The organism is Acinetobacter sp. GXMZU3951 (assembly GCF_054457875.1).
The window spans coordinates 1-15,294 of record NZ_JBTLFO010000006.1; the positions used below are offsets into that span (position 1 = coordinate 1).

Consider the following 15,294-nt stretch of genomic DNA (forward strand, 5'->3'; position numbering starts at 1 on the left):
TGTCAGTAGAATTAATCCACCCAATCGCAATGGACCCAGGTCTACGTTTTGCGATCCGTGAAGGTGGTCGTACAGTAGGTGCTGGTGTTGTTGCGAAAGTAACTGCATAATAGGTACATAAGTTTTAAGTCGAGAATTTCGATTCTCGACTTACTCTGCAGGCTAGTAGTTCAATTGGTAGAGCGTCGGTCTCCAAAACCGAATGTTGGGGGTTCGAGTCCCTCCTGGCCTGCCACTTTTTTAGTAAAAGAGCTTGATGCTGGCTAAACTAGTCATATAATAAATCGCGAATTCTACGACGAGTAAAAAAATGTCGAATGATAAATCGCGTGACGCATTAAGCGACGCGCCAATCCCTCAAAGAAATAATTCAGCTGAAGTTGTTAGTTCTGGCTCTCCATTAGATGTTGTGCTATGGATTATTGCATTGATTTTGCTCATTGGTGCAACCATGGTTAATCAACACTTGCCAGCCTACTGGGCGGCAGCAAATGATATTTGGGTGCGTGTTGGTGTAATTTTGTCTTGTATCGTAGTGGCTTTAGGTTTATTATACGCCACCCATCAAGGCAAAGGCTTTGTTCGTTTGCTAAAAGATGCGCGTATTGAGTTACGTCGTGTCACATGGCCAACCAAGCAAGAAACCATGACCACATCTTGGCAGGTGCTTGCAGTAGTCGTTGTTGCATCCATTTTACTGTGGTGCTTTGATTACATTTTAGGCTGGTTAATGAAGTTTATTATCGGGTAAGAGAGCTATGAAACGTTGGTACATTATTCATGCCTATTCAGGCTATGAAAAACAAGTGATGCGTTCACTTAATGATCGAATCCAGCGTAGCGCTGTAGCCGATAGCTTTGGTGAAGTCCTCGTTCCTACTGAAGAAGTAGTGGAAATGAAGGATGGTAAGAAACGTAAGTCTGAACGTAAATTCTTTCCTGGCTATGTATTGGTCGAAATGGAAATGAATGATGAAACTTGGCACATTGTTAAAGAATGTCCAAAAGTTTTAGGTTTTATTGGTGGTACGGCAGAAAAGCCTGCACCAATTACACAACGTGAAGCAGATGCGATTCTTGCTCGCGTACGCAATACTGGTGAAGCACCTCGTCCGAAGACGATGTTTGAACCAGGCGAAGAATTACTCGTAATTGACGGTCCATTCACCGACTTTAAAGGCGTGGTGGAAGAAGTTCTGTACGATAAGTCACGTTTAACGTTGACGATTAATGTATTTAATCGACCAACACAAGTTGAATTGGAATTTCGTCAAGTCGAAAAAACAATTTAATCTGAATTGGTTAAAAACGCCCGATTTTTTGAATCGGGCATTGTTGTTGTAGTGATTTTCACTACATGAAATATTGGGGAGCTTTAAAAGGCGTTCGTACCCAGAGGTAATTGAAATGGCTAAGAAGATTGACGGCTATATCAAGCTGCAAGTTCCAGCTGGTAAAGCAAATCCATCTCCACCGATTGGTCCTGCACTAGGTCAACGTGGTGTTAACATCATGGCATTCTGTAAAGAATTCAATGCTGCGACACAAAAAGTTGAACCAGGTCTTCCAATTCCAGTAGTGATCACTGTGTACAACGACAAGTCGTTCACATTCATCATGAAAACTCCACCTGCATCTATTCTTCTTAAGAAAGCTGCTGGTATCCAAAAGGGTTCATCTGTACCTAACAAAACTAAAGTTGGTAAGTTGACTCGTGCTCAGTTAGAAGAAATCGCGACTACTAAAGAGCCAGATTTAACTGGTGCTGATTTAGACGCTCGTGTTCGTACCATCGCTGGTTCTGCACGTTCTATGGGCTTGGAAGTGGAGCTATAAGACATGGCAAAGTTAACTAAACGTCAAAAAGCCATTGCTGCTGCTATTGAAGCAAACAAAGTTTACACTTTAGAAGAAGCAGTAGCTGTTCTTGCTGGTCTTCCTGCTGCGAAATTCAAAGAATCTTTGGATGTTGCGGTAAACCTAGGTGTTGACCCTCGTAAATCTGACCAAGTTGTTCGTGGTGCGACTACACTTCCTGCAGGTACTGGTAAAACTGTACGTGTTGCTGTGTTTGCTCAAGGCGCGGCTGCAGAAGCGGCTAAAGCTGAAGGCGCTGACATCGTTGGTTTTGATGATCTTGCTGAAAGCATTCAACAAGGTAACCTTGACTTTGACGTAGTAATTGCTGCTCCAGATGCAATGCGCGTTGTAGGTAAATTAGGTACGATCCTTGGTCCACGTGGTTTGATGCCAAACCCGAAAGTGGGTACTGTAACTCCTGACGTAGCTGGTGCGGTTAAAAATGCAAAAGCTGGTCAAGCACGTTACCGCGTAGACAAAGCTGGTATCATCCATGCTGCGATCGGTCAAGTAGATTTCTCTGCTGAAGCTGTTCGTCAAAACGTTGAAACTTTGATTGCAGACTTGAAACGCTTAAAGCCTGCAACATCTAAAGGTGTATACATCAAAAAGATCACTTTGAGCTCAACTATGGGTCCTGGTCTTGTTGTTGATGTAAACAACGTTTCTAACTAAGTTTTTACTTAGACAGAATTTTAAAGCCCTGAGTAAAAATCAAAGCGCTGCTTTGATTTTTGCGCAAGAAACGCTCAGTCGTATTTTGCGAACTTAGGCAAACTTTGAATTGATAAATGTATGTTTATCAGCGTCAAAGACCTCGGGCGAAATGAGTTTTATGCTCTTTTCTTAATAGTCCAGCCTGAGTAGACGCGGTGGTGTGATTTATTCCTCCTCCGCGTGTAAGTTTGAGAGAACTTACGAATTGGGGTGTACCTAAGCGGGTACATAAATCACCGTTAGGAGGTTTTACAATGGCTCTTCTTATCGAAGACAAAAAACAGATCGTTGCAGAAGTAAGCGAAGTTGCTTCTAAAGCGTTTTCTGTTGTTGTGGCTAACTATCAAGGTTCAAGCGTAGAGCAATTGACACAACTTCGTGTTGAAGCTCGTAAGTTGGGTGTTACTACACGTATCGTGCGTAATACTTTAGCTAAACGCGCTCTTCAAGATACTCAATTTGATATCTTGAATGATGACCTTGTTGGCCCAACCATTCTCGGTTTCTCAACTTCTGAAGATGACATGGGTGCAGCTGCACGCTTGTTCGAAGAATTTGCAAAAACTAACAAAGCATTTGAACTTAAAGCTGCAGCATTTGACGGCAAAGTTTACCAAGGTGCTGAAGTTAGCGTTATTGCAAATCTTCCGAACCAAGAAAAAGCGCTTACTATGCTTGCATCTGTTCTTCAAGCTCCTATTTCGAAATTGGGTCGCCTTATTACAGCGCTCAAAGAGAAAAACGAGTCAGAAGCGGCTTAATCCTATTTCCACACCATTCAATATCCATTTGGAGTTATTCTCATGGCTTTAACAAACGAAGAAATCTTAAACGCAGTTGCTGAAAAAACAGTTCTTGAACTTGTTGAATTAATTTCTGCTTTTGAAGAAAAATTTAACGTATCTGCTGCTGCTGTAGCTGTTGCTGCTGCTCCTGGCGCTGCTGCTGCTGCTGAAGAACAAACTGAATTCAACGTTGAGTTGACTTCTTTCGGTGCTAACAAAGTTGCTGTAATTAAAGCAGTTCGTGAAGCTACTGGCCTTGGTCTTAAAGAAGCTAAAGATATGGTTGAAGGCGCTCCTGCAGTTCTTAAAGAAGGCGTGTCTAAAGAAGAAGGCGAAGAACTTAAGAAGAAACTTGAAGAAGCTGGTGCTACAGTTACTCTTAAGTAATCTTAAGAGGAGTCGATTTTTTATAATCGGCTCCACAAATTGGCTGATGGCTCTTGGGTCATCAGCCTTTTTGCGTTACAATAATCGGCTCGACTTTAATTTGTTTGATTTAAAAATCATCAAATTTAAACAATAAAGACAAATATTAAACGCTTACCAATATTTTTCTATTCAAAAAATATTGTTAAGCGTTTTAATACCACTAAAAATTGCAGCATTTGTAAACAGTGGTGGCCATATCGGCCTGCGTAATTCCTTCTAAACCCGTTCTGCAGGCGGGTTTAGTTTACTTTCCGAGGACTCCAGATGGCATACTCATATACCGAAAAGAAACGGATCCGTAAGAATTTTGGTAAATTGCCCCAAGTAATGGATGCTCCGTACTTGCTGTCGATCCAGGTCGACTCGTACAGAACATTCCTTCAAGATGGTAAAACTCCAAAAAACCGCGAAGATATCGGTCTCCAAGCCGCATTTCGTTCAGTTTTTCCTATAGAAAGTTATTCTGGCAATGCTGCTTTAGAATTTGTTGAGTATAGTCTTGGTAAACCTGAGTTTGATGTGCGCGAATGTATTCTTCGTGGCTCAACTTATGCGGCACCAATGCGCGTAAAAATTCGTTTGATCATTAAAGATCGTGAAACGAAATCAATCAAAGACGTACGCGAGCAAGAAGTCTACATGGGTGAAATGCCACTCATGACAGAAAACGGGACTTTCGTGATCAATGGTACTGAGCGTGTAATCGTATCTCAGTTACATCGTTCACCAGGCGTGTTCTTTGACCATGACAAGGGTAAAACTCACTCAAGCGGTAAAGTGCTTTATTCAGCACGTATTATTCCTTACCGTGGTTCATGGTTAGACTTTGAATTTGACGCGAAAGACTTAGTCTATGTACGTATTGACCGTCGTCGTAAATTACTTGCGACTGTGGTACTTCGTGCATTGGATTATAGCAATGAACAAATTCTAGACTTGTTCTACGAGAAAGTACCTGTCTACTTAGACATGGGTAGCTACCAAATTGACCTTGTTCCAGAACGTCTACGTGGCGAAATGGCGCAATTCGACATTGCCGACAATGACGGTAAAGTGATTGTTGAACAAGGTAAACGTATTAACGCACGTCATGTTCGTCAAATGGAAGCAGCTGGCTTAACCAAGCTTCCTGTACCAGATGAATACTTGTACGAGCGTATCACTGCTGAAGACATCACTTTACGTGATGGCGAAGTTATTTCTGCCAATACACTGTTAAGCCATGAAATCATGGTGAAATTGGCTGAAGGCGGCGTGAAACAGTTCAACATTCTATTCACGAATGACATTGATCGTGGTTCATTCATCGCGGACACGCTACGTGCAGATACCACAACAGGTCGTGAAGAAGCACTTGTTGAAATCTACAAAGTAATGCGTCCAGGCGAGCCACCAACAAAAGAAGCGGCTGAAAACTTATTCAACAACTTGTTCTTCTCTTCTGAGCGTTATGACTTATCGCCAGTGGGTCGTATGAAGTTCAACCGTCGTTTAGGTCGTCCTTATGAAGTGGGTACTGACCAGAAGTCGCGTGAAGTTGAAGGTATTCTGTCGAACGACGATATCACTGATGTATTAAAAACATTGGTTGAGATCCGTAACGGTAAAGGCGAAGTGGACGATATCGACCACTTAGGTAACCGTCGTGTACGTTCAGTTGGTGAAATGACTGAAAACCAATTCCGTGTTGGTTTAGTGCGTGTTGAACGTGCTGTAAAAGAGCGTTTAAGCCAAGCTGAAACAGATAACTTGTCTCCGCAAGATTTGATCAATGCGAAACCAGTTGCTGCTGCAATCAAAGAATTCTTTGGTTCAAGCCAGTTATCTCAATTCATGGATCAAAACAACCCATTGTCTGAGATTACACACAAACGTCGTGTATCGGCACTTGGTCCTGGTGGTTTGACGCGTGAACATGCAGGCTTTGAGGTACGTGACGTACATCAAACTCACTATGGTCGTGTATGTCCAATTGAAACGCCTGAAGGTCCAAACATTGGTTTGATCAACTCGCTTTCTGTTTATGCGAAATGTAACAATTTCGGTTTCTTGGAAACACCATACCGTAAAGTGGTTGATGGTCGTGTAACAGATGAAGTTGAATACCTGTCTGCGATTGAAGAAGTAGGCACGGTTATTGCGCAAGCCGACTCTGCAGTAGATGCAGACAATCATTTGACTGAAGAATTCGTTTCTGTACGTCACCAAGGTGATTTCGTGCGTATGCCGCCTGAAAAAGTGACGCATATGGACGTATCTGCTCAACAGGTTGTATCTGTTGCTGCATCATTGATTCCGTTCCTTGAACACGATGACGCGAACCGTGCATTAATGGGTTCGAACATGCAACGTCAGGCTGTTCCGACATTATTGGCTGACAAGCCATTAGTGGGTACAGGTATGGAAGCGAACGTAGCGCGTGACTCGGGTGTCTGTGTTATCGCAAACCGTGGTGGTGCGATTGAGTACGTCGATGCTTCTCGTATCGTAATTCGTGTGAACGAAGAAGAGATGGTCGCAGGTGAAGCAGGTGTAGATATCTACAACCTGATCAAGTACACGCGTTCTAACCAAAATACATGTATCAACCAAAACGTTGTTGTGCGTATGGGTGACAAAGTTGCTCGTGGTGACGTATTGGCTGACGGTCCATCAACTGATGGCGGTGAACTTGCGCTGGGTCAAAACATGCGCGTCGCGTTCATGACGTGGAATGGTTATAACTACGAAGACTCGATCTTGCTTTCTGAGCGTGTGCTTCAAGAAGACCGTTTAACCTCGATTCATATCCAAGAATTATCATGTGTAGCACGTGATACGAAGTTGGGCGCAGAAGAAATTACAGCCGATATCCCGAACGTAGGTGAAGCTGCACTTTCTAAACTGGATGAATCAGGTATCGTTTATATCGGTGCTGAAGTAGCTGCAGGCGACATCCTTGTTGGTAAAGTAACCCCTAAAGGCGAAACTCAATTAACTCCAGAAGAAAAATTGCTTCGTGCAATCTTCGGTGAAAAAGCGGCTGACGTAAAAGACTCTTCTTTACGTGTTCCGTCTGGCACTAAAGGTACGGTGATCGATGTTCAAGTCTTTACGCGTGATGGCTTAGAGAAAGATGAACGTGCACTTGCGATTGAGAAAGCTCAATTAGATGCTTACCGTAAAGACTTGAAAGAAGAATACAAAATCTTCGAAGAAGCAGCACGTGAACGTATTGTTCGCTTGTTGACCGGTCAAGAGTCTAATGGCGGTGGCGGCACTAAGCGTGGCGACAAACTTTCTGAAGATATGTTGTCTGGCTTAGAATTAGTTGACTTACTTGAAATTCAACCGACTGATGAAGCCATTGCTGAGCGTTTAACGCAAATTCAAGTGTTCTTGAAAGAGAAGAGCTTTGAAATTGATGAGAAATTTGCTGAGAAAAAACGCAAACTTTCTACAGGTGATGAACTGACAACTGGCGTATTGAAAGTTGTGAAGGTTTACCTCGCAGTTAAACGTCGTATTCAGCCTGGTGATAAGATGGCGGGTCGTCACGGTAACAAGGGTGTTGTATCGAACATCTTGCCTGTTGAAGACATGCCACATGATGCCAATGGTGTGCCAGTTGATATCGTATTGAACCCGTTGGGCGTACCATCGCGTATGAACGTGGGTCAGATTCTTGAAACTCACTTGGGTATGGCAGCGAAAGGTTTGGGCGATCAAATCGATAAGATGCTCAAACAACAACGTGAAATTGCTGAATTACGTATCTTCCTTGACAAGATCTACAACAAAGTGGGCGGTCAGCAAGAAGATCTAGACAGCTTAACTGATGATGAAATTTTAACCTTGGCAGGTAACTTGCGCGCTGGTGTGCCTTTGGCTACGCCAGTATTTGATGGTGCTGAAGAAAGCCAAATCAAAGAGTTACTTGAACTTGCTGAAATTCCACGTTCTGGTCAAACAGTTCTTTATGATGGACGTACAGGTGAGCGTTTCGATCGTCCTGTAACTGTAGGTTATATGTACATGCTCAAGTTGAACCACTTGGTTGACGACAAGATGCATGCACGTTCTACTGGTTCTTACTCATTAGTAACGCAACAGCCATTGGGTGGTAAAGCTCAGTTCGGTGGTCAGCGTTTCGGTGAGATGGAGGTCTGGGCACTTGAGGCTTACGGTGCAGCTTACACGCTTCAAGAAATGCTTACTGTGAAGTCGGATGACGTTGAAGGTCGTACCCGTATCTATAAGAACATTGTAGATGGTAACCATTACATGGACCCAGGTATGCCTGAGTCGTTCAACGTATTGACCAAAGAGATCCGTTCTTTAGGTATCAACATTGAACTGAAAAATGGTGACTAATTAGTTCCATTTAATCCCCCCAGCCCCCTTTGAGAAAGGGGGAGTTCCCACTCGAAAGGGCAGGAGCTTCCCTCCTTAGAAGAAGGAGGGACTGAGGGAGGATTACTCAGTTAAAAAACAATATTTGTGACCCAGTCGAGAAGTGAAAATCTCCTCGACACACGGAGAAAAAAATTGAAAGACTTGCTCGATATCATGCGCAAAAAGACGGACTCAGACGGTCATGCTCCTGTAGAGTTTGATCGCATCCGTATTGGTCTTGCGTCACCAGAAATGATTAAGTCATGGTCTCACGGTGAAGTGAAAAAGCCTGAGACAATTAACTATCGTACGTTCAAGCCAGAACGTGATGGTTTATTCTGTGCCAAAATTTTTGGTCCAGTAAAAGATTACGAATGCTTGTGTGGTAAATACAAGCGTATGAAATACAAAGGCGTCATTTGTGAAAAATGTGGCGTTGAAGTAACAACTGCGAAAGTTCGTCGTGAGCGTATGGGTCACATCGAATTGGCTTCTCCAGTTGCGCACATTTGGTTCTTGAAATCATTACCAAGCCGTATCGGTTTGTTACTTGATATGACTCTACGTGATATCGAACGTGTATTGTATTTCGAATCTTATGTAGTTACTGACCCAGGTATGACTCCATTTGAGAAATACCAACTTCTTAACGATGAAGAATACTTCAATGCGTTAGAAGAACACGGTGATGAATTCACTGCGAAAATGGGTGCAGAAGCGGTTCAAGACTTGTTAAAAGACATCGATCTTGAAGCTGAGATTTCTCGTCTTCGTGAAGAAATTCCACAAACAACTTCTGAAACGAAGTTGAAGAAAGCGTCTAAGCGCTTGAAATTGATGGAAGCATTCAAAGAGTCGAACAACAAGCCTGAATGGATGGTGATGAACGTACTTCCAGTACTTCCACCAGATCTTCGTCCGTTGGTTCCTCTTGAAGGTGGTCGTTTCGCGACTTCTGACTTGAACGATCTTTACCGTCGTGTCATCAACCGTAACAACCGTTTGAAGCGTCTTCTTGACCTTGCTGCGCCAGACATCATCGTACGTAACGAAAAACGTATGTTACAAGAGTCTGTAGATGCGTTGCTTGATAACGGTCGTCGTGGTCGTGCAATTACCGGTTCGAACAAGCGTCCATTGAAATCTTTGGCAGACATGATCAAAGGTAAGCAAGGTCGTTTCCGTCAAAACTTACTTGGTAAGCGTGTTGACTACTCGGGTCGTTCGGTAATTACCGTTGGTCCTAACCTTCGTTTACACCAATGTGGTCTTCCGAAGAAAATGGCACTTGAATTATTCAAGCCATTTATTTTCGCGAAATTACAAGCATCAGGTCAGGCAACAACCATTAAAGCTGCGAAGAAAATGGTTGAGCGTGAGACGCCGGAAGTTTGGGACGTTCTAGCATCGGTGATTCGTCAACATCCAGTCATGTTGAACCGTGCACCAACACTTCACCGTTTGGGTCTTCAAGCGTTTGAACCGATCCTAATTGAAGGTAAAGCAATCCGTTTACATCCGCTCGTTTGTGCTGCGTTTAACGCCGACTTCGACGGTGACCAAATGGCGGTACACGTACCATTAACACTAGAAGCGCAATTAGAAGCGCGTGCGTTAATGATGTCGACCAACAACATCTTGTCACCTGCAAACGGTGAACCAATCATCGTTCCATCTCAGGACGTGGTCTTGGGCTTGTATTACATCACGCGTGATGCAATCAATGCCAAAGGTGAAGGCATGGTGTTTGCGGATACTCACGAAGTAAACCGCGCATTGGCAACAGGTCAAGTCGCATTACACGCTCGTGTTAAAGCACGTGTACACCAAACTGTGATTGATGAAAACGGTAACCGTGAACAGCAAACTATTGTTGTAGATACTACACCAGGTCGCTGCTTACTTTGGGAAGTTGTACCTGAAGGTATGGATTTCCAACAAATTAACGTTGAGATGACCAAGAAAAACATCTCGAAGTTAATTAACTCTTGTTACCGTAAATTAGGTTTGAAAGATACCGTTATCTTTGCTGACCAATTGATGTACCTTGGTTTCCGTCAAGCGACACGTTCAGGCGTATCGGTGGGTATGGAAGACATGGTTATTCCACCAGCGAAATATTCAATTATTGAAAAAGCTGAAACTGAAGTTCGTGAAATTGAACAACAGTTTGAACAAGGTTTCGTAACCGCGGGTGAGCGCTACAACAAAGTAGTCGATATCTGGGCACGTACCAACGACCAAGTTGCAAAAGCAATGATGGACAACTTGTCTTACACCACTGTGAAAAACAAACAGGGTGAAGACGAGAAGCAAAAATCATTCAACAGTATCTACATGATGTCTGACTCTGGTGCCCGTGGTAGTGCGGCGCAGATTCGTCAGCTTGCAGGTATGCGTGGTTTGATGGCAAAACCAGATGGATCGATCATTGAAACGCCAATTAAGGCGAACTTCCGTGAAGGCTTAACGGTACTTCAGTACTTTATTTCGACGCACGGTGCGCGTAAAGGTTTGGCCGATACAGCATTGAAAACTGCGAACTCTGGTTACTTGACACGTCGTCTTGTTGACGTCGCGCAAGACTTGGTAATTACTGAGCCAGATTGTGGTACGTTGGGCGGTCTGGTTATGACTCCGTTCATTCAGGGCGGTGACGTGATCGAGAACTTAGGTACTCGAGTATTGGGTCGTGTAGTTGCTGAAGACGTGAAGAAAGCAGGTTCTGACGAAGTTCTTCTTCCACGTAACACTTTAATCGATGAAAAACTTGCTAACTTCCTTGAAGAAGCGGGTGTCGATGAAGTTAAAGTACGTTCAGTTGTAAACTGTGAATCTACATTTGGCGTATGTGCGAAATGTTACGGTCGTGACTTGGCACGTGGTCACTTGGTGAACCCAGGTGAATCTGTGGGTGTAATGGCTGCTCAATCAATTGGTGAGCCGGGTACACAGTTAACGATGCGTACCTTCCACGTGGGTGGTGCTGCAAGCCGAACTTCTGCTGCGAACAGTGTACAAGTACGTAACAAAGGTACTGTACGTTTCCATAACGTGAAAACTGTACAGCACGCAAAAGGTCACTTGGTTTCTGTTTCTCGTTCAGGTGAAATTGGTATTGCTGATGACTTAGGTCGTGAGCGTGAGCGTTATAAACTGCCATACGGTGCGTCAATCTTGTTGAAAGATGGCGAAGCTGTAGAAGCTGGTGGTATCGTAGCGACTTGGGATCCGCATACACATCCACTCGTGACTGAAGTTGCAGGTAAAATTCGTTTCAGCCAAATCGCTGATGGTGTTACAGCAACATCGAAAACTGATGATGCAACAGGTATGACGACTGTTGAAATCTTGCCTGTAACAGCACGTCCTGCTTCTGGTAAAGATTTACGTCCTGCAGTGGTATTAGATACTGCTGATGGCGGCGAACAGTTCTACTTCTTGCCACAAAACACCATTCTTTCTGTCCGTGATGGCGAAACTATTGGTGTGGGTGACGTTATTGGTCGTGTACCACAAGAATCTTCACGTACTCGTGATATTACCGGTGGTCTTCCACGTGTTGCGGACTTGTTCGAAGCACGTAAGCCGAAAGAGCATGCAATCTTGGCAGAAGTGTCAGGTATCGTGAGCTTTGGTAAAGAGACCAAAGGTAAGAACCGTCTGGTAATTACTCCAGATGATGGTTCTGAAATCTACGAAGAGTTGATTCCAAAATGGCGTCAAATCAACGTGTTTGAAGGTGAGCATGTGAACCGTGGTGAAACCATTTCTGATGGTCCACAAAACCCACATGACATTTTACGCTTGAAAGGTGAAGTTGCATTAACCAACTACATCGTGAACGAAGTTCAAGACGTTTACCGTCTCCAAGGTGTAAAAATCAACGACAAGCACATTGAAGTAATTGTCCGTCAGATGTTACGTAAAGTAGACATCACTGACGGTGGTGATACCAGCTTCATCAAAGGCGAACAAGTGGATTACATCCGCGTTGTCGGTGAAAACCAAGCTGTACTTGCTCAGAACAAGTTCCCAGCGAAGTTTGAACGCCAGTTGATGGGTATTACCAAAGCATCGCTTTCTACTGACTCGTTCATCTCTGCTGCATCGTTCCAGGAAACCACACGTGTGTTAACTGAAGCGGCTGTAACCGGTAAAGAAGATGATTTACGTGGCTTGAAAGAGAACGTCGTTGTAGGTCGCTTAATTCCTGCAGGTACTGGTTTGGCTTACCACTTAGAACGTCGTCGCCAAGAAGCAGAAGCTGCAGAGCTTGAGCTTCACAATGACTTCTCTGATGTTGACCAAGCACTGAGCCAAGCATTTAATGATGAGTTTAATGGTCTGTAATTAGTCCTTAAATTCTGATAAAAAGCCACCTTCGGGTGGCTTTTTTACATTATGACGCAGAACAACTATAAAAAATCACATTAGCAAAACGGTAAGGTTCTATGCTTAAACGTAAAGCAAAAATCAATGATCAACAAAGGTATTAAAAATATGAAAGTTAACAATAAATTAATGTCTTGTATGTTAGGAACGCTGGTTTCCAGTTCAGTATGGGCGGCACCGATGCCTAACACGATTGTGATTGAAGATAAAGCTGTCGTGCCGATTGTGAAAACTCAAATCATTCGCAGCATGCCAGGCAAAGAGCCTGTGAGAACTGTGAATGCCACCATTTTTGAAGTGAGCAATAAAGGCAAAGATGTGGTTGCACGTGATGTAGTGATTATCGATGACAAAGCGGAATTTTCTGATGAAAGAATGAAAGCACCGATGCTACAAAAAGGCAGTGTCATTGTACCGACTTCAAAAATTGAAGTGGATTCCAAAGTGATGAGAGAGGGTGAGGTGATTGCTGAAGCTAAGCATCTAGATGCTTCAGGAGTAGAATTTAAACAAGGGCAAGAACCTGTTCAGAAAAATTTGAAAATTGATCAAGTGAAAAATCCTGAACATAGCAATAGCGCGACTCATGCGGTGATCCAGAGTGATGGTAAGACCACCAAAGATGTGATGGTGATTAAGGAGCAATAAATATTCCGTACTTCAACATCTTTCTTATTACAAAATCCTCGTAATTTTACGAGGATTTTTATATAAAAATCCATCTTCAATCCTCATTGCTGTTGTATGGTATTCCTCATGAAAATGGGAAATGGAGAGACGCTCATGAAAAAATTATTGAATTTGGCAGCGATTGCTACGGTTTCTACATTTTTGTTCACTGGGTGTAGCAATATGTCTGCATCAGAACAGCGTATTGGCGCAGCTGCATTAGGCGGGGCTGTTGGTGGTGGTGTAGGAAGCAACATCGGTGGCAGTACTGGGGCTGCTTTAGGCGCGGGTGCAGGGGCTGCTGTAGGCAGTAAATCACAAAGTGGCTCGACTCGAAATGCGACTTATAGTGGCGTAGGTGCGGGTATTGGCTCGGTCATCGGCAAATCTATTTTTGGTGGTAGTACAGGTGCTGCAATTGGTGGTGCAATCGGTGGTGGTGCTGGTGCAGCAATCGAGAACAATAACCGCTAAGATGGGCGGATGAGGCGAAAAGGCACGGTATGTGCCTTTTTTTATGGACGATCAGATTTGGGCTTTTTACGACGGATATAGACCGTTTTTTCTACTTCAGCAATACGAACTCCCGCATCATCATAAATATTTAACAGATAAACACGATTAATGGGGGAATAATCTTCCGTCAAGGATTTAATGTGTTGGATCTCAGCCGCATCAAGTCGAATATCTGCATAGACTGTTCCACGGCCAGGCGATAAAAACAGGATCTTGGCTGCTTTGTCCCACACGATGTATTTTGAGCCAAGGTGATGCATCAGCAACAACATGTAGAATGGATCTACCATGGAATACAAACTGCCACCAAAATGTACACCGACGATGTTTTGATTTTTACGTGTTAAAGGCATTTTGACCCGAATATGGTAATTCGCTAAGTCTAAACGGTCGACTTGGATCCCTGCACCACGGTAGGGGGCATAACGATTGAGCATGAATTTGGTGAGCGTGGGAAAATTTTGTAATTTTTTGAGAATACTCATCGTATAAAATAGTTCTTTTAGGGGGATGATTTCATCTTAACCGTAGTCCTTAAAAATGCAAATCTACAGCTGTTAGTTCGTCTGAATCTAGAAAAAAATACGATAAAACAAAAAGGAAAAAAGCTATGCAAGTGCAAACGCAGTGGGTAACCAGTTCCGATCAGCAACGTTTATATGTCAAAACATGGGGCAATGTTGAGCATCCCGCATTAGTTCTCGTACATGGTTATCCTGATAATCAGGAGGTATGGGAGCGAGTTATTCAGCACTTGGTCGATCAGTTTTATATTGTGACCTATGATGTACGCGGGGCGGGACAGTCTTCCACACCCAAGACGATTCAAGCCTATGCTTTGTCACAACTTTCACAAGACTTACAAGCTGTGGTCGATGCCGTCTTAGCAGAGCGTGAATTTCATTTGGCTGCGCATGACTGGGGATCCATTCAATCTTGGGAATCGGTGACGGATATCGATTTTGGGCAACGGATTTTATCTTTTAGCAGTATTTCGGGTCCATGTTTAGATCATGCTGCGTATTGGATGCGGGAGCAACTGCAAAAGCAGCCACGACAGTTTTTAAAACAGTTATCCAAGTCTTGGTATATCATGGCTTTTCATTTGCCGCTGATCGCCCCTACGCTTTGGCGCTTTTTTAAACCCAAACACTGGGGCCAGTTCTTGCAACATTTAGAGCAGACTCAGAATTTACCGCTGAATGGGCATATTGCCAAAGATGGGCAGTATGGTGTGGGGTTGTATCGCGCCAACTTTATTCCAAGGTTGAGTAAACCTCGGCAGCGTTTTGCACAGTGTGCAGTACAAGCAATTGTTTTAAAAAAAGATAATTTTGTCAGTCCAGCATTGATTGATGAAATGCCCAAATGGACGCAAAAATTTCAAAGGGTTGATTTAGACGCGAATCACTGGGCAATTCTAAGTCAGCCCGAGCAAGTGGCACAGCATATTCAAAGGTTTATTCAGCAGCAAATACATCTCGATTAAATAAAGCGGATACGGTTACTGTAATCAAAAAATGCAGATGATAAACAGAGGCATTTTTCA

Annotated in this window: 13 protein-coding genes and 1 tRNA gene; 13 read left to right on the top strand and 1 reads right to left on the bottom strand. The window is 43.4% G+C overall.

The features are described from left to right. The 12 genes from ACX17N_RS10255 to ACX17N_RS10310 form a co-directional block, all read left to right on the top strand. The coding region (locus ACX17N_RS10255; protein WP_079275949.1) for an EF-Tu C-terminal domain-related protein at positions 1 to 110 on the top strand (110 nt) is incomplete at its 5' end. Positions 111 to 159: 49 nt separating this feature from the next. Then, positions 160 to 235 (top strand) — tRNA-Trp (locus ACX17N_RS10260). Between the two features lie 75 nt (positions 236 to 310). Next, on the top strand, positions 311 to 751 hold the full coding sequence (gene secE, locus ACX17N_RS10265) for a preprotein translocase subunit SecE (RefSeq protein WP_458892481.1): 441 nt from the start codon (positions 311 to 313) through the stop codon (positions 749 to 751). Between the two features lie 7 nt (positions 752 to 758). After that, positions 759 to 1,292, top strand: a complete 534-nt coding sequence (gene nusG / locus ACX17N_RS10270) for a transcription termination/antitermination protein NusG (RefSeq protein ID WP_100242785.1) — start codon at positions 759 to 761, stop codon at positions 1,290 to 1,292. A 115-nt stretch (positions 1,293 to 1,407) separates the two neighbouring features. After that, entirely contained in the window at positions 1,408 to 1,836 is a 429-nt protein-coding gene (rplK, locus tag ACX17N_RS10275) for a 50S ribosomal protein L11 (protein WP_001074682.1), read from the top strand. Positions 1,837 to 1,839: 3 nt separating this feature from the next. Beyond that, on the top strand, positions 1,840 to 2,535 hold the full coding sequence (gene rplA / locus ACX17N_RS10280; RefSeq protein ID WP_458892482.1) for a 50S ribosomal protein L1: 696 nt from the start codon (positions 1,840 to 1,842) through the stop codon (positions 2,533 to 2,535). A 296-nt stretch (positions 2,536 to 2,831) separates the two neighbouring features. After that, positions 2,832 to 3,338: a 50S ribosomal protein L10 gene (gene rplJ / locus ACX17N_RS10285; RefSeq protein WP_458892483.1), complete on the top strand. Its 507-nt coding sequence runs from the start codon at positions 2,832 to 2,834 to the stop codon at positions 3,336 to 3,338. A gap of 42 nt (positions 3,339 to 3,380) precedes the next feature. Further along, positions 3,381 to 3,749: a 50S ribosomal protein L7/L12 gene (rplL, locus tag ACX17N_RS10290; protein WP_016168444.1), complete on the top strand. Its 369-nt coding sequence runs from the start codon at positions 3,381 to 3,383 to the stop codon at positions 3,747 to 3,749. A 306-nt stretch (positions 3,750 to 4,055) separates the two neighbouring features. Next, positions 4,056 to 8,144: a DNA-directed RNA polymerase subunit beta gene (gene rpoB / locus ACX17N_RS10295; RefSeq protein ID WP_458892484.1), complete on the top strand. Its 4,089-nt coding sequence runs from the start codon at positions 4,056 to 4,058 to the stop codon at positions 8,142 to 8,144. A gap of 174 nt (positions 8,145 to 8,318) precedes the next feature. Continuing rightward, positions 8,319 to 12,518, top strand: coding sequence for a DNA-directed RNA polymerase subunit beta' (rpoC, locus tag ACX17N_RS10300; RefSeq protein ID WP_458892485.1), 4,200 nt, complete (start codon positions 8,319 to 8,321; stop codon positions 12,516 to 12,518). 150 nt (positions 12,519 to 12,668) lie between these two features. Beyond that, positions 12,669 to 13,208, top strand: coding sequence for a hypothetical protein (locus tag ACX17N_RS10305; RefSeq protein WP_458892486.1), 540 nt, complete (start codon positions 12,669 to 12,671; stop codon positions 13,206 to 13,208). 135 nt (positions 13,209 to 13,343) lie between these two features. After that, complete coding sequence (locus ACX17N_RS10310) at positions 13,344 to 13,703, top strand: DNA transfer protein p32 (RefSeq protein WP_458892487.1); 360 nt, start codon at positions 13,344 to 13,346, stop codon at positions 13,701 to 13,703. 41 nt (positions 13,704 to 13,744) lie between these two features. Here the strand turns inward: ACX17N_RS10310 and ACX17N_RS10315 are convergent, their stop codons facing one another. Next, positions 13,745 to 14,230: a DUF4442 domain-containing protein gene (locus ACX17N_RS10315; protein WP_458892488.1), complete on the bottom strand. Its 486-nt coding sequence runs from the start codon at positions 14,228 to 14,230 to the stop codon at positions 13,745 to 13,747. A 125-nt stretch (positions 14,231 to 14,355) separates the two neighbouring features. On the opposite strand from ACX17N_RS10315, the gene ACX17N_RS10320 reads away from it, so the two are divergent. Further along, complete coding sequence (locus ACX17N_RS10320; protein ID WP_458892489.1) at positions 14,356 to 15,234, top strand: alpha/beta fold hydrolase; 879 nt, start codon at positions 14,356 to 14,358, stop codon at positions 15,232 to 15,234. The last annotated feature ends 60 nt before the right edge of the window (positions 15,235 to 15,294 follow it).